Annotated in this window: 17 protein-coding genes, 1 pseudogene and 1 riboswitch; of the genes and pseudogenes, 10 read left to right on the forward strand and 8 right to left on the reverse strand. The window is 64.8% G+C overall.

The window, feature by feature from the left end:
• The first annotated feature begins 139 nt into the window (after positions 1–139).
• Positions 140–598 (forward strand): annotated as a pseudogene (locus K8I04_07695) (NAD(P)/FAD-dependent oxidoreductase).
• A 149-nt stretch (positions 599–747) separates the two neighbouring features.
• Positions 748–1368 carry a hypothetical protein gene (locus tag K8I04_07700; GenBank protein ID MBZ0071593.1) on the forward strand — a complete coding sequence of 207 codons (621 nt, stop codon included), beginning with the start codon at positions 748–750 and terminating at the stop codon, positions 1366–1368.
• Between the two features lie 131 nt (positions 1369–1499).
• On the opposite strand, the gene thiC is transcribed toward K8I04_07700, so the two are convergent.
• On the reverse strand, positions 1500–3401 hold the full coding sequence (thiC, locus tag K8I04_07705) for a phosphomethylpyrimidine synthase ThiC (protein MBZ0071594.1): 1902 nt from the start codon (positions 3399–3401) through the stop codon (positions 1500–1502).
• Positions 3402–3460: 59 nt separating this feature from the next.
• A riboswitch (TPP riboswitch) is annotated at positions 3461–3581 on the reverse strand.
• A gap of 559 nt (positions 3582–4140) precedes the next feature.
• On the opposite strand from thiC, the gene K8I04_07710 reads away from it, so the two are divergent.
• The 4 genes from K8I04_07710 to K8I04_07725 all read left to right on the forward strand — a co-directional run bounded on the left by K8I04_07710 (position 4141) and on the right by K8I04_07725 (position 7759).
• Positions 4141–4830 carry a protein-L-isoaspartate O-methyltransferase gene (locus K8I04_07710; protein MBZ0071595.1) on the forward strand — a complete coding sequence of 230 codons (690 nt, stop codon included), beginning with the start codon at positions 4141–4143 and terminating at the stop codon, positions 4828–4830.
• A 3-nt stretch (positions 4831–4833) separates the two neighbouring features.
• Positions 4834–5157 (forward strand): sulfurtransferase, encoded by a 324-nt coding sequence (locus tag K8I04_07715; protein ID MBZ0071596.1) that lies wholly within the window; start codon positions 4834–4836, stop codon positions 5155–5157.
• 324 nt (positions 5158–5481) lie between these two features.
• The gene (locus tag K8I04_07720; protein MBZ0071597.1) at positions 5482–6837 is read left to right on the forward strand and encodes a TolC family outer membrane protein; all 1356 of its coding nucleotides are present in this window, start codon (positions 5482–5484) and stop codon (positions 6835–6837) included.
• A 343-nt stretch (positions 6838–7180) separates the two neighbouring features.
• A complete protein-coding gene (locus tag K8I04_07725; GenBank protein MBZ0071598.1) occupies positions 7181–7759 on the forward strand; it encodes a hydrolase in 579 nt (192 codons plus the stop codon).
• A gap of 161 nt (positions 7760–7920) precedes the next feature.
• Here K8I04_07725 and waaA read toward each other — a convergent pair whose 3' ends face one another.
• The 3 genes from waaA to hldE all read right to left on the reverse strand — a co-directional run bounded on the left by waaA (position 7921) and on the right by hldE (position 12473).
• Positions 7921–9207, reverse strand: coding sequence for a lipid IV(A) 3-deoxy-D-manno-octulosonic acid transferase (waaA, locus tag K8I04_07730; protein MBZ0071599.1), 1287 nt, complete (start codon positions 9205–9207; stop codon positions 7921–7923).
• 676 nt (positions 9208–9883) lie between these two features.
• The gene (gene rfaD / locus K8I04_07735; GenBank protein ID MBZ0071600.1) at positions 9884–10855 is read right to left on the reverse strand and encodes an ADP-glyceromanno-heptose 6-epimerase; all 972 of its coding nucleotides are present in this window, start codon (positions 10853–10855) and stop codon (positions 9884–9886) included.
• A 181-nt stretch (positions 10856–11036) separates the two neighbouring features.
• Positions 11037–12473: a bifunctional D-glycero-beta-D-manno-heptose-7-phosphate kinase/D-glycero-beta-D-manno-heptose 1-phosphate adenylyltransferase HldE gene (gene hldE / locus K8I04_07740; GenBank protein MBZ0071601.1), complete on the reverse strand. Its 1437-nt coding sequence runs from the start codon at positions 12471–12473 to the stop codon at positions 11037–11039.
• 270 nt (positions 12474–12743) lie between these two features.
• On the opposite strand from hldE, the gene lpxL reads away from it, so the two are divergent.
• The 3 genes from lpxL to K8I04_07755 all read left to right on the forward strand — a co-directional run bounded on the left by lpxL (position 12744) and on the right by K8I04_07755 (position 15775).
• Entirely contained in the window at positions 12744–13709 is a 966-nt protein-coding gene (lpxL, locus tag K8I04_07745; protein ID MBZ0071602.1) for an LpxL/LpxP family Kdo(2)-lipid IV(A) lauroyl/palmitoleoyl acyltransferase, read from the forward strand.
• An 8-nt stretch (positions 13710–13717) separates the two neighbouring features.
• Complete coding sequence (locus K8I04_07750) at positions 13718–14626, forward strand: glycosyltransferase family 9 protein (protein ID MBZ0071603.1); 909 nt, start codon at positions 13718–13720, stop codon at positions 14624–14626.
• Positions 14627–14701: 75 nt separating this feature from the next.
• Positions 14702–15775 carry a glycosyltransferase gene (locus K8I04_07755; GenBank protein MBZ0071604.1) on the forward strand — a complete coding sequence of 358 codons (1074 nt, stop codon included), beginning with the start codon at positions 14702–14704 and terminating at the stop codon, positions 15773–15775.
• Between the two features lie 21 nt (positions 15776–15796).
• Here K8I04_07755 and K8I04_07760 read toward each other — a convergent pair whose 3' ends face one another.
• Positions 15797–16795 (reverse strand): glycosyltransferase family 9 protein, encoded by a 999-nt coding sequence (locus K8I04_07760; GenBank protein MBZ0071605.1) that lies wholly within the window; start codon positions 16793–16795, stop codon positions 15797–15799.
• A gap of 35 nt (positions 16796–16830) precedes the next feature.
• The gene (locus K8I04_07765) at positions 16831–18015 is read right to left on the reverse strand and encodes an O-antigen ligase family protein (protein MBZ0071606.1); all 1185 of its coding nucleotides are present in this window, start codon (positions 18013–18015) and stop codon (positions 16831–16833) included.
• Between the two features lie 114 nt (positions 18016–18129).
• Between K8I04_07765 and K8I04_07770 the strand changes: the two genes are divergently transcribed.
• Positions 18130–18519 (forward strand): DUF6165 family protein, encoded by a 390-nt coding sequence (locus K8I04_07770; GenBank protein ID MBZ0071607.1) that lies wholly within the window; start codon positions 18130–18132, stop codon positions 18517–18519.
• Here the strand turns inward: K8I04_07770 and K8I04_07775 are convergent.
• Both K8I04_07775 and K8I04_07780 read right to left on the reverse strand, forming a co-directional pair.
• Entirely contained in the window at positions 18516–19508 is a 993-nt protein-coding gene (locus tag K8I04_07775) for a glycosyltransferase family 9 protein (GenBank protein ID MBZ0071608.1), read from the reverse strand. The two genes, K8I04_07770 and K8I04_07775, sit on opposite strands and share 4 nt — an antisense overlap.
• Positions 19505–20623, reverse strand: coding sequence for a glycosyltransferase family 4 protein (locus tag K8I04_07780; protein MBZ0071609.1), 1119 nt, complete (start codon positions 20621–20623; stop codon positions 19505–19507). Before K8I04_07780 ends, K8I04_07775 begins: the two co-directional genes overlap by 4 nt.
• Positions 20624–20988 lie beyond the last annotated feature (365 nt).

Consider the following 20988-nt stretch of genomic DNA (forward strand, 5'->3'; position numbering starts at 1 on the left):
CAGGGCCACCTTGGACTTGAATTCAGGTGAATGGGTACGTCTCTTTCGTCTCATCGCTTCTCTCCAGAGCCTGTTGCTCATGATGGAGGAAAGCACTTATCATCGTCCAGTCACTGTCCAACCGATGGGGTCCACCTCTAAGAACAAGGTGCTGCACAGCGAGGAAGGCACGGAATGCAACTACGACCTGCTCATCACCATCCCGGCCCACAAGGGTATGGAAGTGATCGAAAAGAACGGCCTGGGTAAAAGCGGCTGGATCCCCACCGACCGGCACCGCCTCAACATGGAAGGTCGCGAGAACGTATTCGTGCTGGGCGACACCACCAACCTGCCGATCAGCAAGGCCGGCTCGACCGCCCACTTCGAGGCCGACACCCTGGCGGAGAATATCGCCGCCCTGGTCAAGATCGGGATCCCCGTGCGGAACTACGATGGCAAGGTCTTCTGCTTCATCGAGGCCGGCAAGGACCGGGCCACCTACGCCATGTTCGACTACCAGAACCCGCCTGATCCCAAGACCCCCACCAAGGCGGTCCATTGGTTCAAGATGGCCTACAACCAACTGTACTGGGCCTCGGCCCGTGGGTTGTTGTGAGCGGAGGTGACCTGATGAATCAACCCGAAGAAAAGGCGGGATCGCCGGCACCGGATCAGGCCATGGAGTTGGTACGCCTGCTGGAAGGCGCCCGCGACGCCCTCAACGACGACATGGTCGGGCGCCTGTCGGCCACCGTCGGCGGCGGCATGGACCTGCTGGACCGGGTCAACCGCAGCGGCGTGGGCGAGGCCCTGCCGGCCATCACGCAGTTGGTGGAGAATGGGGACCTGGACCGCATCGTGCAGCTCGCCCGGGTCCTGGGCGCCGCTGACGACGCCCTGTCCGACGACATGGTGGGGCGCCTGGCCGCCACCGCCAGCGACAGCATGGACCTGCTGGACCGGGTCAACCGCAGCGGCGTGGTGCGGGCCCTGCCCGCCATCACGCAGTTGGTGGAACATGGCGATCTGGAGCGCATCGTGCATCTCGCCCGGGTGCTCGGGTCCATGGAGGATGCCGTCAACGACGAGATGATCAGCCGGCTGGCGGCGGTGGCCGGGGAAGCGATATTCCTCATGGACCGGCTGACCCGCAACGATGCCCTCACCCGGGTCATGGATCTGCTGTTGCGCGAGGAAGTACAGAGCGTGCTGGTGCGTTTCGGCGAAGCCCTGGTGGAAAGTTCCAGGGAGTTCGAACAGCAACCCCCGCCCAAGGGCGGTCTGGGCGGCCTGTGGCGCCTCATGTCCCAGCCGGGCAACCAGGAGGCACTGCAGTTCATGGGGATCTTCGGCCGTCACCTGCGCAGTGGCGGTTCGCGTCGCTAGCACCGCCCGCTAACCGGGTCCGCCCGCGCCGGCGGGCCCGGCAGGTTCAGCTCGTTGCGGACCCGGCCCCTGCAGTGGGAGTGCACAGAACCCGCAGGCTCCGCTGCAGGCACGCCGCGTCGAGGCGCAACTCACACCTCTTTGTAGATCTGCGCACCCGCCTGCTTGAACTCCAGTGCCTTTTCCTCCATGCCCTTCTGCAGCGCCTCGTCCGCGCTGATGCCCTGGCTGGCGGCGTAGTCGCGCACGTCCTGAGAGATCTTCATGGAGCAGAAGTTGGGGCCGCACATGGAGCAGAAGTGCGCGACCTTGTGCGCCTCCTTGGGCATGGTCTCGTCGTGCATGGAACGCGCCTTCTCGGGATCCAGCCCTAAATTGAACTGGTCCTCCCAGCGGAACTCGAAGCGTGCCTTGGACAGTGCATTGTCGCGGATCTGCGCGCCAGGATGGCCCTTGGCGAGATCGGCGGCGTGCGCGGCGAGCTTGTAGGTGATGATGCCGTCGCGCACGTCCTGCTTGTTGGGCAGGCCGAGGTGCTCCTTCGGCGTGACATAGCAGAGCATGGCGGTGCCATACCAGCCGATCTGTGCGGCGCCGATGCCGGAGGTGATGTGGTCGTAGCCGGGCGCGATGTCGGTGACCAGTGGCCCGAGCGTGTAGAACGGTGCCTCGTCGCAGTCGGCCAGCTGCTTCTCCATGTTCTCCTTGATGAGCTGCATGGGGACGTGGCCGGGGCCTTCGATCATCACCTGCACGTCGTGCTTCCAGGCGATCTGCGTGAGTTCGCCGAGTGTCTCCAGTTCGCCGAACTGGGCGGCATCATTGGCATCGGCGATGCAGCCGGGGCGCAGGCCGTCACCGAGCGAGAAGCTCACGTCGTAGGCCTTCATGATCGCGCAGATTTCCTCGAAATGGGTGTAGAGGAAACTCTCCTGGTGATGCGCCAGGCACCATTTGGCCATGATCGAACCACCGCGCGAGACGATGCCGGTGACCCGGTCGGCGGTGAGCGGCACGTACTTCAGGCGTACACCGGCATGGATGGTGAAATAGTCCACGCCCTGCTCGGCCTGCTCGATGAGGGTGTCGCGGAACATCTCCCAGGTCAGTTCCTCGGCCTTGCCGTCGACCTTCTCCAGGGCCTGGTAGATGGGCACCGTGCCGATGGGCATGGGGGCGTTGCGCAGGATCCATTCGCGCGTCTCGTGGATGTTCTTGCCGGTGGACAGGTCCATCAGAGTGTCACCACCCCAGCGCGCCGACCAGACCATCTTCTCGACCTCCTCCTCGATGGACGAGGTCACGGCCGAGTTACCGATGTTGGTGTTGATCTTCACCAGGAAGTTGCGACCGATGATCATCGGTTCCAGCTCCGGGTGATTGATATTGGCCGGGATGATGGCGCGGCCACGGGCGATCTCGCTGCGCACGAACTCGGGGGTGATCTGCTCGGGGATGCTGGCGCCGAAGCTCTGCCCACGGTGCTGACGTAGCAGCCTGGCGTAGCGCGGGTCCTGGCGCAGCTCGTCGAGGCGCAGCGTCTCGCGGATGGCGACGTATTCCATCTCCGGGGTGATGATGCCCTGGCGGGCATAGTGCATCTGCGTGACGTTCAGCCCCACCCCCGCCACGCTGCGGGCGCGGCGCGGCTTGCGCAGATGCTCGAAGCGCAGGTGGGCGAGCCTGGGGTCGTCATGGTGCATGCGACCGTACTCGGAGCTCGGGCCGTCGAGCTGCTCGGTATCGCCACGCTCCAGGATCCAGGCCTCGCGCAGCGGGGCCAGGCCCTTGCGCAGGTCGATGTGCGCGCTCGGGTCGGTGTAGGGACCCGAGGTGTCGTAGACGACGATCGGCGGGTTCTCTTCCGGCGCGGCACTGGTCTGGGTCGGCGCTTGCACGACCTCGCGCATGCCGACGCGGATGTCCGGGCGCGAGCCCTGGACATAGATCTTCCTGGAGTTGGCGAAGGGGCGCGTGACCTCCTCGGACAACTGGGCGGTCTTGCGGATGAACTCGTCGGGTATCGCACTCATGAGCCTGCCCCCTGCCCCGCGTGCGGGACGGATAAGAAGTAAAGATGACGGGGAAGACTGCGATACGGGACAGGCTTCCCTGCGCTGGTGTTAACCAAGATCAGGTTCGAAGGGTGTATCTCTCAGCCTCCCTCAATCGCTGTGCATGAAGCAGCGCAGGAGGCACCCCCAGCCGATGGCGCGAAGGTATCGGATGGGCCCGGGTAATGCAAGCCACGGCCATTCCTCGAATTGCCTGAACCTCTTGATCAACCGGGGATTTGGCGCCACAAACCCGCCGGACGCGAGGCTTGCCCGCCACCGGCAAACTCCGTACGCTAGGAGCCTGTCGGCCGTGGGACCGATCTAACGCACCGGTAGGACAGCAGTCCGTTTTCCCGATCCTGCTCGTCAGATAGCTACGGCTATTCTCCTCGAAGGATCGAAAAATGCTCTCGCCCTCCCACCCGGCTCGCTACGATCGCCCACGGCCGACAGGCCTCTGGCCACACCCCGCGCCGGATCGAAGTCGGCGGGGCAACGAAATAATCCCAAAAAGCTGCAGTTGCCACGGAAGCATACAGATAAAGCATAGTCCCACAGGGTCCTGGAAGTGCAGTCTGGCTACCCCTGCACAGTCCGGCGCATTGCTGCGCCGACGCTTTCTACGGCCCGTATTTCGGTACTCTTCGGGTGTTTCCATGGCCAACGAGGGTTTCTGGACAATCGAACCGCGTTCACGGCGGTGGAGGGCGTAGGCATGACCGGTACGGCGGTATCCCTGAACGACGCACAGGAGGATCTGGAGCGTGCGCGTTACAACATGATCGAACAGCAGATCCGGCCCTGGGACGTACTCGATCAGCGCGTCCTGGACGTGCTCACCGCCACCCCGCGCGAGGACTTCGTTCCGGAGCGTTACCGGACGACGCTGGCCTTCTCGGATTTCAGCATCCCGCTGGGGCACAACCAATATATGATGCCGCCCAAGCTGGAGGGCCGGCTGCTGCAGGCACTCGCCCTGCGCCCCGCTGACCGGGTACTGGAGATCGGCACCGGCAGCGCCTACCTCACGGCCTGCCTTGCGCGCCTGGCCGCGCAGGTGGTCAGCGTGGACATCTTCGCAGACTTCCAAGACGCCGCCGCGCGCAAGCTGGCCGACCAGGGAATCACCAATATCGATCTCGAGGCGGGGGATGCCGCCGCCGGCTGGACCGGGCAGGCGTTCGATGCCATCGCGGTCACCGGCTCGCTGCCGGTGTTGCACGAAGGTTTTCACCACAGTCTGGCCATCGGTGGCCGGCTGTTCGTCATCGTCGGCCGGCCGCCCATCATGGAGGCCCTGCTGATCACCCGCGTCGCCCGCGATCAGTGGGCAACCGAAAGCCTGCTCGATACCGCCATACCGCCGCTGCTCAACGCACCGGAACCGGTGCGGTTCCGGTTCTGACCCGTGCGCCAGATCTCGGCGAGCGCACTCAACGACCACCTGCGCGAGACCCCGCATCCGCCGCTGCTGCTGGATGTGCGTGAGCCCTGGGAATTCCGCTACTGCCGCATCGAAGGCTCGCAGCTCATGCCCATGGGCAATGTGCGCAGCGAGGCCAGCCAGCTCGACCCCGACCGCGAGACCATTGTGATCTGCCACCACGGCGTCCGCAGTTTCGCGGTCGCACGCTTCCTGGAGACCGAACTCGGCTTCACCAACGTAGTCAACCTCAGCGGCGGCGTCGCCGCCTGGGCGCGGGACGTCGATCCGGAGATGCCGACGTATTGAGTGAGGCGTTAGGCGTTAGGCGTTAGGCGTTAGGCGTTAGGCGTTAGGCGTGAGGCGCAAAAGACAAACCCATTTTGGCCACGGAAGCACACGGAAAAACACGGAAAGTTATGAATGCAAGAGCCCAGATAGCAACCGCGCAGTTTACTTGCTGGGATTTTGTAATAGCCCTTTTCCGTGTTTTTCCGTGTGCTTCCGTGGCCATACGAGGGTTTTACTCCTCACACCTCACACCTCACGCCTCACTCCTGTAAACTACCGCTCGGGCGTGCGCAGGCGCGCCGGCATCGCGGTATCACCAACCTGTTACGGACGGTACGCCCCATGAAGATTGCCCCGAGACCCCTCGTTGCACTGATCGCCGCATTGACCTGTGCCGGCCTGAGCGGTGCGGCACAGGCCGACTCGCTGTACGAGATCTACCAGCTCGCCCAGGAGCGCGATCCGACGCTGCGCGCGGCCGCCGCCGCGCGCGACGCCACGCTGGAGGTCAGGCCGCAGAGCCGTGCCGGGCTGTTGCCGATCATCGGCCTGAGCGGCGACGTGTCGCGCAACAGTTATGAAAAACGCAACCCGCTGCCCGGCGAAACCGACACGACCTTCTCCACCAACCAGAGCTACGGCCTGAACCTCACCCAGCCGGTGTTCCGTTGGGACCGCTGGGTGGCGCTGGACCAGGCCGACAGCCTGGTCACCCAGGCCCAGGCCCAGTTCGGCGCGGCCGAGCAGGACCTCATGGTGCGCACCGCCGAGCGCTACTTCGCGGTGCTGGCCGCGCAGGACCTGGTGCGTCTGGCGGGCAAGGAAAAGGAATCCATCGGCCGCCAGTTGGAGCAGGCGCAACAGCGCTTCGAGGTGGGCCTGTCAGCGATCACCGACGTGCAGGAGGCGCAGGCCCGCTACGACACGACGGTCGCCGACGAGATCCGTGCCCAGAACCAGCTGGATTCCACCCGCGAGCAGTTGCGCGAGATCATCGGCGAGCCGCGGGAGAACCTCGATCCCGTCCGCGACACCGATTTCAGGCTGGTCGCGCCCGAACCGCAGGCACAGCAGAACTGGGTGGATACGGCGCTGCAGCAGAACCCCAGCCTCGCCGCCGCCCGCGCCGGTTCCGAGGCCGCGCGCCAGCAGATCGAGATCGCCCGTTCCGGCCATTACCCGACACTCGATGCCAACGCCAGCTACACCTATCAGGAGAGTAACTTCGGCGGCGTCTTCCCGCTGGAACGCAACGACGGCAGCATCGGCCTGCAGCTGGCGGTGCCGCTGTATCAGGGCGGGGCCGTGAACTCACGTACCCGCGAGGCACGCTTCCGCTTCGACGAGGCGCGCGAACAGCTCGACGTCACCCAGCGCGCCATCGAACGCCAGACCCGCGATGCCTACCGCGGCGTGGTCACCGGCATCAGCGAGGTGCGCGCGGCCGAGCAGGCGCGCACCTCCAGTACGACGGCGCTGGAGGCCGCGGAGACCGGCTTCGAGGTCGGCACCCGCACCATCGTCGACGTCCTCGACGCCCAGCGTGCACTGACGCTGGCGGAGCTGAACCTCTCCCAGACGCGCTACGACTATCTGCTCAACAGCCTGCGCCTCAAGCAGGCGGCCGGCACGCTGGCACCCGCTGACCTCGAGGCCATGACCGGCTGGCTGGAGCAGACCGTGGCAACGGCGCAATAACGGAACCGCCCGCGTCTTTTCCCTTTGTCGGTGCGGGTTCAGTGAGTGGCGAAAAGATAATTTTTACCACTAGGGTGCCCGCGACGCCGTGCTGGCGATGGTGGCGGAGGCGCTGGGGGATGAAGGGGTTGAAGCCAGAATTTAACCACTAAGGACACGAAGGCGCACAAAGGAAACCCTCTATTCAATGCAAAATCGCAAATTCCCCACCTTTTGATGAGGAAGGGGGGTTTATCTTTTTACATTTGTTGGTGGTTTTCCTTTGTGCGCCTTCGTGTCCTTAGTGGTAAAAATTATCTTTTCGCCACTCACCCTCGCTCCACCCGATCTGTCGAGCCACACCATGGAATTTGATTCCGCAGCGCACCTCTCCCTCTGCCGGCGCGAAGACTCGGCGCTGCTGGTCATCGACGTGCAGACACGCCTGACCGGCGCCATGCCGGCCGAGGCCCGCGCTGCCGTGCTGCGCAACGCCGGCATTCTCATCGAGGCCGCCCAGGCGCTCGATATCCCCATCCTGCACACCGAACAGTATCCACGCGGACTCGGCCCCACCGAAGCGGTGCTCGCGGAGCGTCTGGCAGGCGCAGCGCACTGCCTGGAAAAGACCGCCTTCTCCTGTTGTGACGCCACGGGCTTCGACGCCGCGGCCTGCGCGGACGGCCGCACCCAGTGGATACTCTGCGGCATGGAGGCGCATGTATGCGTGCTGCAGACCGCACTCGACCTGCGCGCCCGCGGACTGCAGGTGTTCGTCGTGGAGGATGGCGTGTGCTCGCGCACCGAGGCCAACCACGCCAACGCCCTCGCGCGCCTGCGCCAGGCCGGCGTGATCGTCACCAATACCGAGTCGGTGCTGTTCGAATGGCTGCGCGACGCCGCCGACCCGCAGTTCAAGGCGTTGTCGGCGTTGATCCGGTGAGTGGCGAAAAGATGATTTTCACCACTAAGGACACGAAGGCGCACAAAGAAAAACCACCAACAAATGTAAAAAATGAACCCCCTTCTTCATCATGAGGCGAAGAAATTCACGATCTTGCATTGAATAAGGTTTTCCTTTGTGCGCCTTCGTGTCCTTAGTGGTTAATTTTTTGCTTCAACCCCTTCATCCCCCAGCGCCTCCGTCACCATCGCCAGCACGGCGTCGCGGGCACCCTTGTTGGCCTCGACCACGGCGGCGCCGCGCTCGCCGGCCGTGATGCGGGCAGTGGGGTCGGCCAGCCAGTGCGCGACGCTGTCGGCGAGTTGACCGCTGTCACCGACCTCGCGGGCCGCACCGGCCTCCAACAGCAGTTCCGCGATCTGTTCAAAATTGAACATATGCGGTCCGAACAGCACCGGCACGCGCTGGGCCGAGGCCTCCAGTGGATTGTGGCCGCCGTGCGGGATCAGGCTGCCGCCGATGAAGGCCACATCGGAGGCAGCAAAGAACAGCAGCAGCTCACCCATACTGTCACCGACGAACACCTCGGCAGCCGCCGGCATCGGCGCCTGGGTGCTGCGCAGCACGGTCTCCCAGCCCTGCTCCCGGCACAGCGCGGCGACGCGCGCGAAGCGCTCCGGATGACGCGGTACCAGCACCAGCAGTGCATCCGGGAAGTGCTCGCGCACGCCGCGGTGCGCATCCAGCACGTCCTCGTCCTCGCCCTCGTGGGTGCTGGCGGCGATCCACACCGGCCGCTGCAGGCCCCAGTCACGACGCAGCGCCGCAGCCTGCTCGGTCAGGCTGGCGGGGATCTTCATGTCGAACTTGATACTACCCGTGACGCGTACGCGTTGCGGCGGCGCGCCCAGGCCGATCAGCCGGTCGGCATCCGCGCGACCCTGTGCGGCGACCCCCTGCAGGCATTCCAGGGTCGCCGCTGTGAGCCTTCGCAGGCGCCCATAACCGGCTGCTGAACGCGCCGACAGGCGCGCGTTCACCAGCAGCACCGGGATGCCGCGGCGTGCACAGGCGTGATACAGGTTCGGCCAGATCTCGGTCTCCATGATCAGTGCCAGCCGTGGCCGCGTCCGGTTCAAGAAGCGCGCGACGGCATCGGGGAGGTCGTAGGGCATATAGGCATGCTGAACGCGGCCCTCGAACACGCTGCGCAGCTGCTCGGAACCGGTGGGCGTGGTGGTGGTCACCAGCACCGGCACGGTCGGATAGCGCTTCAGCAGGACGCGTAACAGCGGTACCGCGGCCTGCACCTCGCCCACCGACACCGCATGCACCCAGATCGGCGCCGCCCCCTGGTTCACGGGCGCAAACCCGAAGCGCTCGCCCCAGCGCTGCCAATAGCCGTGCGCACGCAGCCCGCGCCACAACAGGCGCAGCAGCGCGAACGGCGTCAGTAGATAGAGGATGAGACTATAGATAATACGCAAGGCGTCGATCCGTCTTGATGGGCGCGGATGGTTTAACCACAAAGGACACGAAGGACACCAAGTAAATCCCGATCAATTCAAAACCACGACCATCTCGTCAACGTGTGACTGTTGATCGGTTTTCACCGAGGATCTATTTTGCGTCCTTCGTGGTTGAACCACCAAGGACACGAAGGACACCAAGTAAATCCCGATCAATTCAGAACCGCGACCTTCTCGTCAACGTATGACTGTTGAGCGGTTTTCACCGAGGATCTATTTTGTGTCCTTCGTGGTTGAACCACCAAGGACACGAAGGGCACCAAGTAAATTCCAATCAATTCAAAACCACAACCGTCTCGCCAATGTGTGACTGTTGATCGGTTTTCGCCGAGGATCTACTTCGTGTACTTCGTGTCCTTTGTGGTTGAACCATCAAGGATACGAAGGACACCAAGCAAATTCCGATCAATTCAGAACCACAACCTTCTCGCCAATATGTGACTGTTGATCGGTTTTCGCCGAGGATCTACTTCGTGTCCTTCGTGTCCTTTGTGGTTGAACCATCAAGGATACGAAGGATACCAAGCAAATTCCGATCAATTCAGAACCGCAACCTTCTCGTCAATGTATGACTGTTGATCGGTTTTCGCCGAAGATTTACTTGGCGTCCTTCGTGTCCTTTGTGGTTAAACCATCAAATCTCCCCATTGCCGTTGTTCAGCCATTCCAGGTACAGCTCCACACCCTCCTCGACGGTCTTGAAGGGCTTGTCGTAGCCGGCGCCGCGCAGGGCTGAGATGTCGGCCTCGGTGAAGCTCTGGTAGCGGCCGCGCAGGTGGTCCGGGAACGGGATGTACTCGAGTTCGCCGCGCCCGTGCCAGGCAATGACGGCGCGGGCGATGTCGTTGAAGGGCTGGCTGCGGCCGGTACCGACGTTGAAGATACCGGAGGTATCGGGATGGTCGAGAAACCATAGATTCACGTCCACCGCATCGCCGACGTAGATGAAGTCACGGCGCTGCTCGCCGTTGCCGTAACCGTCACAGCCCTCGAACAGCTTCACCTTGCCGGTGTCCTGCACCTGGTCGTTCAGATGGAAGGCGACGCTGGCCATGCCGCCCTTATGCTGTTCGCGCGGACCATAGACATTGAAATAACGGAAACCGACGATCTGGCTCTCGGCCTTCGGCAGGACGCGGCGCACATACTGATCGAACAGACACTTGGAATAGCCGTAGACGTTCAACGGTGCCTCGTGCGCCTGAATCTCCTTGAACACGCGCCCGGCGCCGTACACCGAGGCCGACGAGGCGTAGATGTACGCGGCCTTGCGTGTCAGGCACCAGTGCAGCAGCGCCTTGGAGTATTCATAGTTGTTGCGCATCATGTAACGCCCGTCCCACTCCGTGGTGGACGAGCAGGCGCCTTCGTGGAACACCGCCTCGACCCTGGTGCGCATAGGACCGCCGACCTCGCGGTCGGCCTGCACCCGGGCGATGAAATCCTCCTTGTCCATGTAATCGGCGATCTCGCAGTCGGCGAGGTTCTTGAACTTCACCCCATTGCTGAGATTGTCGACGACCAGGATGTCCGTGTGCCCGCGCTCATTCAGCGCCTTGACGATGTTCGAGCCGATGAAGCCGGCCCCGCCGGTGACGATGATCATGCTATGCGTCCTTCTGAATGGCTGTTTTTTTACCACAAAGGACACAACGGACACGAAGGTAACCCAATGAATGTGAGGTGACGGATTCCCTCTCCCTTCAAGGGAGAGCAAATTCTTCGTTCAGCATTCGTTGATATGTTTTCTTCGTGTCCGTTGTGTCCTTCGTGGTTAAACGAGAATTTCAACCACTGTCGTCCTGCGCGCGGATCGCTTCGATGAGGCGGGTGGTCGATACGCCCTCTTCGAAGCCGAGCACTTTGACCTCGCCGCCGGCGGCCGTGACGCAGTCGTGGCCGGCGATCTGGTCGGGGCGGTAGTCGCCGCCCTTGACCAGCACCTGGGGCCGGACGGCGCAGATCAGCCGCTCGGGCGTATCTTCTGAGAACGGTACCACCCAGTCGACACTCTCCAGCGCGGCCAGTACCGTCATGCGCCGGTCGACGGGATTGAGCGGCCGGCCCGCACCCTTCAGGCGGCGCACGGACCCGTCGTCGTTGACGGCGACGATCAGCCGGTCACCGAGCTGCCGGGCCGCGGCGAGATAGCCCACATGGCCGGCGTGCAGGATGTCGAAGCAGCCGTTGGTCATGACGAGGCGCTCGCCCTGGGCACGCGCCTCCTCGACCGCAATCAGCAATTGCTCCTCACTCAGCACGCCGTTGCCCGCCTTTCGGCGGCCGGCCAGGGCGCGGCGGATCTCGGGGACCGAGGCGGTCGCGGTGCCGAGCTTGGCCACGACGATGCCGGCGGCGATGTTGGCGAGCGCGGTGGCCTCGGCCAACCCTTCGCCCGCGGCCAGGGCGGCGGCCAGCACGGCCACCACGGTATCGCCGGCACCGGTCACGTCGAACACCTCACGCGCCTGCGCCGGCAGGTGCAGCTCCGGCTGACCGGGACGCAGCAGCGTCATGCCGTGTTCACCACGCGTCACCAGCAGCGCGCCGAGGTCGTGGCGACGGAGCAACTCCAGTCCCTTCCCGACCAGCTCCGCCTCACTGCGGCAGGGGCCGACGACGGCCTCGAATTCGCTCAGGTTGGGTGTGATCAGGCTCGCGCCGGCATAGGCCGCGAAGTCGGTGCCCTTGGGGTCGATCAGCACCGGCGTGCCCGCGGCGCGGGCGGTATCGATGAGTTCGCGCAGCGGCTTGAGGGTGCCCTTGCCGTAGTCGGAGATCACCACCACGCCGCAGCCGGCCAGTGCCGTACGGTACTCCTGCAGCAAAGTGGCGGTATCGAAGTCCTCGAAACCGTCCTCGAAGTCCAGCCGGATGAGCTGCTGCTGACGGCTGATGATGCGCAGTTTGGTGACGGTCGGGACGCCGGCCAGGCGCTGCAAGCGGCAGCGTACACCGGCGGCCTCGAGACAGCGTACGAGGCTGTCGGCGGGTTCATCGTCGCCGGTCAGGGCGATGACCGTGCTGCCGGCCTGCAGCGCCGCGATGTTCAGCGCGACGTTGCCGGCGCCGCCGGGCCGTTCCTCGTTCTGGCGCACATGCACCACCGGCACCGGTGCCTCCGGCGAGATGCGCGAGGTGGCCCCGTACCAGTAACGGTCGAGCATCACATCGCCGACCACCAGGACATGCGCCTTCTCGAAGGCGGGTATGTGTAGTTTCATGCGCCGGCCGTGCACCCCGGGAAATCCGGGGCGAATCATACCACGGTGCCCCTGGTGGCGCGGAAACCCCGTCAACCACAAAGGACACAACGGACACGAAGGGAAAGCCGTATTCTTGGAACCCCTGGCCGATTCACCCATCGGCGTATCCGTCTGACCGATCGACCGTCGGGCCTCGAAACACACTGACCAGGCGTTTTTCTTCGTGTCCTTCGTGTCCTTTGTGGTGAAGAGCACATTGTCCGGCAACACTGGGAGCGCACCGCGGCAATGGGTAAACTGTGCTGCCGGAGCCGGAAACCCGCTGTGACAGAAACCGCCCCTGCCCATCCTTCGCTGTGGTCACCCCGCTACTGGCCGGTGCATGTCGGCATGGCACTGGGCTGGCTGGCCGCGCAACTGCCGTTTCCGCTGCAGATGGCGCTGGGCCGGGCCTTGGGCCGGCTTGCCTATCACCTGATGCCGGGCCGGCGGCGCGTCGCCCGCATCAATCTGGGGCTGTGCTTCCCGGACCTCGACATCAGCGTGCGCCGGACACTGCTGCGCGACCACTTCCGCTCGTTGGGCGTCGGTGTGATCGAGACGGCCATGAGCTGGTGGACACCGACCCGCAAGCTGCACCAGCTGGCCCGCATCGAGGGACTCGGGCACCTGCACGCCGCGCTGGACGCCGGCCGCGGCGTGATCCTGCTGTCGGCGCACTTCACCACCCTGGAGATCGGCGGCCGCCTCTTGTCGCTGCATGCGCCCTTCCACGTGCTCTATCGCCGCCACAAGAACGCCGCCTTCGAGGCCGTCATGCAGGGCGCCCGCGAGCGCCATTTCGAGAAGGCCATCCCGCGCGACGACATGCGCGGCCTGCTCAGGAGCCTCAAGGCCAACATGCCGGTGTGGTACGCCCCCGATCAGAACTATGGCGCCGAGCACAGCGTCTTCGTGTCCTTCTTCGGCATCCCCGCCGCGACCATCACCGCCACCGCGCGGCTGGCACGTATCAGTGGTGCCAGGGTGGTGCCGTTCTTCCAGGAACGCTTACCGGGGACGGCGGGCTATCGCCTGCGGCTCTATCCGGCGCTGGCGGACTTCCCGACCGACGACGAGGTGGCAGACACCCAGCGCATCAACGACCTCATCGAGGCCGAGATCCGCAAGATGCCGGCGCAGTACCTGTGGGCGCACCGGCGCTTCAAGACGCAACCGCCGGGTGTCGCACCACGCTATCAGGGGAGGCGATGAACGCCGCGGTGCAGAGTATCCTGGTCATCACGCTGAGCAACATCGGCGATGCCATCATGACCACGCCGGTGCTGGAGGCGCTACACCGCCGCTATCCGCAGGCGATGATCGACCTGGTCGCGGATCGGCGTTCCAGCGAGGTATTCAGCCACTGCCCGTATCGCGGCCGCATCGTCCTCAAGGACAAGCGCGCCGGCTGGCGCGGCACGCTGAAGCTGGTGCGCGAGTTGCGCCGCACCCGCTACGACCTGATCGTCGACCTGCGCACCGACGGCCTCGCGTACCTGCTGCGCGCGCGTCGACGATTCACCAAGTGGCAGTGCCGGCCGCGCGGCCCGCACGCCGTCGAACGGCACATGGGCGTCATCGCCGCGCTCGGCGTTCTCGATATCCCACCGACACGCATCTGGCTGACGCCCGAACTCGAACGCAACGCCACCCGGCACCTCCGTCCTCTGCCCGGCGACCGTTGGCTCGCCCTCGGCCCCAGCGCGAACTGGGAACCGAAGATCTGGCCGGCCGAGTGCTTTCGGGCACTGATCGCACAGCTGCGCGACAGCTTCGATGGTCTCATCCTGCTCGGTGGACCGGGGGATACCGAGCGCTGCCGTGCGGTCGTCCGCGACTGTCCGCTGCCGCATGTCGACCTCGCCGGCCGGACCGGACTGCTGGAGGCGGCTGCCGTGCTCGCCCGCGCCAGCGTGTTCGTCGGCAACGACTCCGGCCTCGGCCACCTCGCCAGTGCCGTGGGCACGCCCACACTCACGCTGTTCGGCCCCGGAGAGCCGCGGCGTTATCACCCCTGGGGTGTACAGGCGCGCTGGCTGACGAGTCCGGGGAACGATCTGCAGCGCTTGCATGCGGAGGCCGTGGCAGAGGAAATCCGAACACTGCGCAGCGAGGCTGCGGCGACGTGAGCTTCGGGTTTCGTTATCCCTCATCCCGGGCTACCCTGGCCCCTCATCCGCGCGACCTCGTGCACTGAGCTCACCATGACCCGCAGCCTGCACATCATCGGCAGCAAGGCCTCCGGCGGCGCCGAGCGCTTCTATGTGCGTCTGCTGGGCGCCCTCGCGGCGGCGGGGGAAGAGGTGCACGCCCTGCATCCGCCGGGCAGCGCCGTGGACCGGTCACTGCCCGCGTCGATCGCGCGTACGCCGGTCGCCATGCGGGGTATCTGGGACCTGTATGCGGCCTGGCGCATCCGCACCATCGCCCGCACAGGGGGTGCGGACATCGTCCAGACCTACATGGGCCGGGCGACCCGCCTCACGCGCTTCCCACCCAGGCGACGCCCGGTACACGTCGCGCGTCTGGGCGGGTATTACCATCTCAAGGGCTACCGGCACGCCCACGCCTGGGTAGGCAACACCCGCGGCATCTGCGATTACCTCATCAACAGCGGCCTGCCCGCGCCGCGCGTCTTCCATATCGGTAATTTCGTCACGCCGGCAGCACCGGCCGCGCCGCAGACACTCACGGCGCTGCGCCAGGCCTTCGAGATCCCGGAGGACGCCCGGCTGCTCCTCACCGTCGGCAGACTGCATCCGGTCAAGGGCATGGAGGATCTGCTCACGGCCTTCGCCCGGCTGCCTGCCAGTGTGGGCGAACGTCCGCTGTTCCTGGCCATCGTCGGTGACGGCCCGTTGCGGTCCGCGCTGCAGGCCGAGGCCGTGCGTCTGGGCATCGGCCCGCGCGTCGTCTGGGCGGGCTGGCAGGACGACCCCGCGCCCTGGTACGAACTCGCCGATGTATTCATCTGCCCATCACGGCACGAACCGCTCGGCAACGTCATCCTCGAGGCCTGGGCACATCGGCGGGCGATCGTGTCCACGGCGACCCTGGGTGCGCTGGAACTGATCGAAGACGGCAGCAACGGTTTGCTGGTGCCGGTAAGCGACCCCGAGCGTCTGGCCGCCGCCATCATGAACCTGCTCGACGACACCGCCGCCGGTCGGCAACTGGCCGCAGGGGGCGCGGCCGTGCTGTCGGCGCGCTTCAGCGAGCCCGTCGTGGTCGACGCCTATCGCGAGATGTACCGGACGCTGCTCACCGGCCCCGGCTGAGCGCAGACCGGTGGGCGCGCATCAATCGCGCCCTAACAACCCGTCCCGCTGCAGGCGCTCGAACACCTGCTGCACGGTGATCCCGGACAGACAGCGATGCGCCTGCGCCGGTGGACACACCGGCAGATGGCAGGGGCTGCATTCGACCGGCTGCCGCAACACGTGCCCGGCCTGACCCACCGCATGACTGCGCCGCCAGTCGGTCGGACCGAAGAAGGCATACACGGGGATGGCGGCCGTGGACAGCACATGCATCGGGCCGGAATCGTTGACCACTGCAAAGCGCGCCCGTGTGGCCAGTTCGGCCAATGCCGCGATATCGAAGGCACCCGTCGCGTCGATACCGGCGACGGTGGCGAGCCGTTGATTGAGTCCACGCTCCTCATCCCCGCCCAGCCACACCACCGCCAATCCCTGCTGCTCGAGACGCCGCGCGAGTTCGGCGAAACGCGCCTCCTCCCACCGTTTGGACAGCCAGCGCGCGCTGGATCCCGCGTGCATCAGCACCAGCGGCCGGCCCGCCGGACGCCGCTCCAGCAACCAGCGATCGACCTCGGCCCGGGTACGCGCGTCCGTCCAAAGACGCGGATGCGGCTCTGCCGCCGGCAGGCCCGCGCCAAGCAACAGCGCATTCAGCCGTTCAAAGATATGCGCGCTGCGATCATCGTGTGGGGATCGGTGGGTATAGCAGAGCGCGGGACCGATGCCGACGCGGCGCGGGGCACCCGACAGCCAGGTCAGCATCCGGCTGCGGTCCGAACCCTGCAGATCGTAGACGGCCGCGAAGTGCATGCGCCGTACCCAGGTCAGCGCCTGCCACATCGCCACCAACCCCTTGCGTGGCAATGCCTTGACCTCGAGCCGTGGGTGGGCAGCGAACAACGGCGCAAAGGCCGGCGCGGTAAGCAGATGCACCGCATATTCCGGGTAGGCGGCCAGGATGCGTTCGATGTGCGGCGTGGCCACCACCACATCGCCCAAGGCACCGAGCTTGATGATCAGCAGGCGTCGTTCAGGCACAGTGGCCACCACCCCTCACCCGCTCACGACGGGGATCACCCTGCCGGTTCGCGCGTTGCCGGGACATTGAACTGCGACAACACCCACAAGGCCGCGAACTGGATCGGCAGATACACCGCGAACTGGCGCGAGGCGTACGAGAAGCTCAGCAACCCGGCCACCAGCAGCGCCGTCGCGGAGGCGAGGAACAGCCCGGCCCGCGCACCGGTTTCACCGCCGGCGCGGGCGAGGCGCCAACCGCGCGCCAGCGGCACCGCGATGAAGATCAACAGCGCCCCCAGGCCCAGGAGTCCGGTTTCATACCAGGCATCGAACAGGAAGTTGTGCAGGTGGCCGAGGCGGGCACCGTTCTCCACCATCACCACCTCGGCATACTGACCGACGTTGGCCATGCCCACGCCCAGCAGGGCATTGGCCGGCGGATGCGCCAGTGCCTGTCGCCACAATTGGCTGCGCAGACTGGTGAACCGATCCAACCACGCGACCCAATCGCCCCCGCCCGCCTGCCTGAAAAAGGTCTCATAGCTCAGACCGACCGCAACGGCGAGCACCGCCAGGCCGGCCAGCACCACGGCGGTGCGGCGCCAGCGCAGCACGAGCACACCATAGACCAGCAGCGCGGCCAGCAGGCCGGCGAGTGCGGCCCGCCCCTGGGACATCACGATATAGCCCAGCGCGACCGACAACAGCACCGCGCTGAGTCCAACCCGCCAGCGCGGCGTGCGCAGTGCCAGCAGATAATAAAGCGAAAACGGCAGCAGGAAGGGTAGGTTGTCCTCTTTCATATCCGCCGTGACCAGGAATCCCGGCGCCTGCATGTTCACCGCCAGTTTCAGCAGCAACAGCGCCAGCAGTGCCAGCCCCACGATGCCAAGCGCCTCGATCAGCCGGCGCATGGCATCCGGCCGCTGCTGCAATACGACCAGCATGAAATAGAATACCAGTGCATGCAGCACGAACTTGACCCATTCGTGCAATGCCGACTGCGCTGCCACCGCGCCGGGCACGCTGAGCAGATACGCCAACAACAGTGCAACGAATAACAGCAGCGGTGCCCGCTCCACCCGCACGCGACTGCCCGGGACCGCCAGCAGCGCCCAGATCAAATAGACCAGCATGAGCACGTTGGCCAGCGCACGACCACCCACCTGCGTAAGGGGCAACAGCACCGGTAGCAACCAACCGGATTGGAAAAATGCCGCACGGATCCGCTCTCGCATACCTTTCAATTCAACCTCACTCAAGACCCGCGCATAATATCATAGGCCCGTACACACATCGTGCGATCGAAGTCTCTGCTAGAATAGTGCGTATCGTTCAACAGGGGCTTCGAAATGAGCATTCGTGTCGAAATTCCGGTCGGGGATTTCCTGGACAAACTGACCATCCTTGAGATCAAGGCTGAACGTATCCGTGACCCCGACAAACTCGCCAACATCCACCGCGAGTTGGATGTGTTGCGTGAAACCTGGAAGGCATCGCCCTACTTCGGCCAGGACATCACCACCGAGTACACCGAGCTTAAAACCGTAAACGAACGTCTCTGGGATATAGAGGATGATATTCGCGACGAGGAGCGTACCCGATCTTTCGGCGAACGCTTCATCGAATTGGCGCGCGCGGTGTATCTCACCAACGACCGGCGTGCCGAGATCAAACGCCTGCTCAATCTCAAACTGGGTTCCACACTGGTCGAGGAAAAATCGTACCGGGAATACCGCTAAGGACCCAGCACATCCGCCAACGCCCCCAACACACCCGACACTGAAATTCGATCCATGTACGGTGTTCCATAACTTGGGACAGAACCGTCTTCCGGCAGCAGACAGTGGATCATGGCGCTGTGGGTAAGTGGCGGCGAGCCACCGAACAGACCAAATGCCGGCACCCCGACCGCTGCCGCAACATTGAGAAAACCGGTATCGTTACCGACATAGACCCGGCAGTCGGCGAGCAGCGCCATGGTATCGGCCACGCTCAACCCCAAAGCGTTCTGTACCGCCATGCCTTGAACCTGTGCGCGTGCGATGATCTCGTCACCCAGCGCCCGCTCCCCGTCCCCGCCGATCAGGAATGCCGTCATGCCATAGCGTTGTGCCAGCACACCGGCGAGCTCGGCAAAGCGCGGTGCGCCCCATTGCTTGTACGGCTCGCTGGTGCCTATACCCAACGCCACCCAGGGCCTGGCGACCGTGCCGAACTGCAACTGGATATGCGTACTGGCGTCCGCCGCGATCCTGAGGTGCGCCGTTGACGGCTTCATCCCATGTGCGTGCAGCAGCAGATCGGCCTTGTCGATCGGATGCAATAATTTCTGATCGGCCGTCAGCAGCAGTGGCCTGTTGAGTAACAGACGCGCGCCACCGCTCGTATAACCGATACGCAGCGGAATACCGGCCAACCACGCCGCCAACGCATAGCGGGTGCTATCGTGCAGTATCCAGACGGCATCGAAATGGTGTGTACGCAATTGTCTGGCCAGTCGCAAGAAACCGAACAGTCCCGCATGACGCCCCCCATGATCGCGTTCCAGGCATAGCACTTCGGATACGTGCGGATCCGCGGCAAACAGGTGGTCGGCGCGCGCACGCGCCTTGGTCAGCACCGTGACGGCCGCCTCGGGAGTCTGCTGGGCGATCGCGTGGATATGCGGCAGATGCCAGACCATATCGCCAATGCCAGGCAACGGCTGTATGACCAGGGTTCCACTCACGGCGCAGCAGCCAGTGTTTGATACAGCTCGAGCGTACTATCGAGCATGCGCTGCAGCGTATAGGGCTGCCCCTCCGGCACCACCCGCGCGCGGCCGAGGAAGTCCTGCACCTTGGCGACCAGCAGATCGCGGTTGCCCGGCACCACGCAGCCTTCCGGGAATACCCGGTTCAACACCTCGCCGACCCCACCGTGCTCGTAGCCGATGACGGGTACACCCATGCTGAGCGCCTCGAGCACCGTGCGACCGAAGGATTCCGGCTGGCTCGACAGCGACAGGACGAGATTGGAGCTGGCGTAGATCTCACGCATGTCCATGCGCTGACCCGTGAAGGTAATATGCTCGGCAACACCGCGCTTGGCGATGCGCTGGCGCAACGACTCGGCATAGCGATGCCGCCGTGGGTCCTCGCCGCCGACGATCAGCCCATGTACCTGGATGCCCTTGGCGACCAGCGTGGCGATGAGGTCGATGAAATCCTCGTGTCCCTTGAGGCGCGTCAGCCGCCCCGGCAGCGTGAGCACGAAGCGGTCGAGCAGACAGGGGTGTTCGTCGAACCAGCGCTGTGACCAGGAGTGTGGCGGCCGGTGGCCGTAGGGAAACATCCGCGGATCGGCGCCGCGCGGGATGACGACGATGCGTGCCGGATCGGTCCGGGGATAGTTGTCGAGGATGTAGCGGCGCGCCGTCTCGGAGACGGCGATGACACGCTCGCCACGCGTCATGACGGCGCTGTAGCGGCTCACCGAATACAGCCCATGCACCGTGGTCACGAGGCGTGGGCGACTGCGCGGATCCATGCGCTTCCAGGCACGGTAGGCGACCCAGGCCGGCACGCGTGAGCGTACGTGCAGGATGTCAACGTTCTCCGCGCGCAGCCACGCGCGCAGTCGTCCGACCAGGCGCAGGGTCAGCAACGACTTGCGGTCCACCGGCCAGGTGACGTGCTCGCTGCCGCGACCGGTGAGGCGCGAGACCAGCTGCCCGCCCGCCGACATCACGATGGAGCGGTGCCCGGCCGCGACCAGCGCGTCGGCCACCTCCAGCGTACCACGCTCCACGCCGCCACCCTCCAGGGCCGGCAGCATCTGCACCACCGTCAGCGGGCGCGGCATGGCATGCGCTCGCGGGCAGAAGAAGGATTGGCCACGGAACCACACGGAAGGACACGGAATGAAAAACTGCTGTATCCCCACCTTCCGTGTATTTCCGTGTGGCTCCGTGACCGACTGGCAGACTCGCAGGGCGTGTCGGGCCGCAGGCTGACGCGCCGATCCGGGTGTCGATGGTGCGTCGCTGCGCTGACGCACCCTGCGGGATTTGCATTCATTCGGTATCTCGGGATTCGGGGTTTGGCGATACGTGTGCGGCAGAACATGCGTGCCGGCCGGTGCGTCACCACACCAGCACACCTTCCAGCCAGTGGCCACGGAACCACACGGAAGGGCGTGGAATGAAAAACCGCTGTATTCCCGCCTTC

The organism is Gammaproteobacteria bacterium (assembly GCA_019911805.1).
In the GTDB taxonomy this organism is placed as follows: Bacteria; Pseudomonadota; Gammaproteobacteria; order Thiohalobacterales; family Thiohalobacteraceae; genus JAHJQQ01.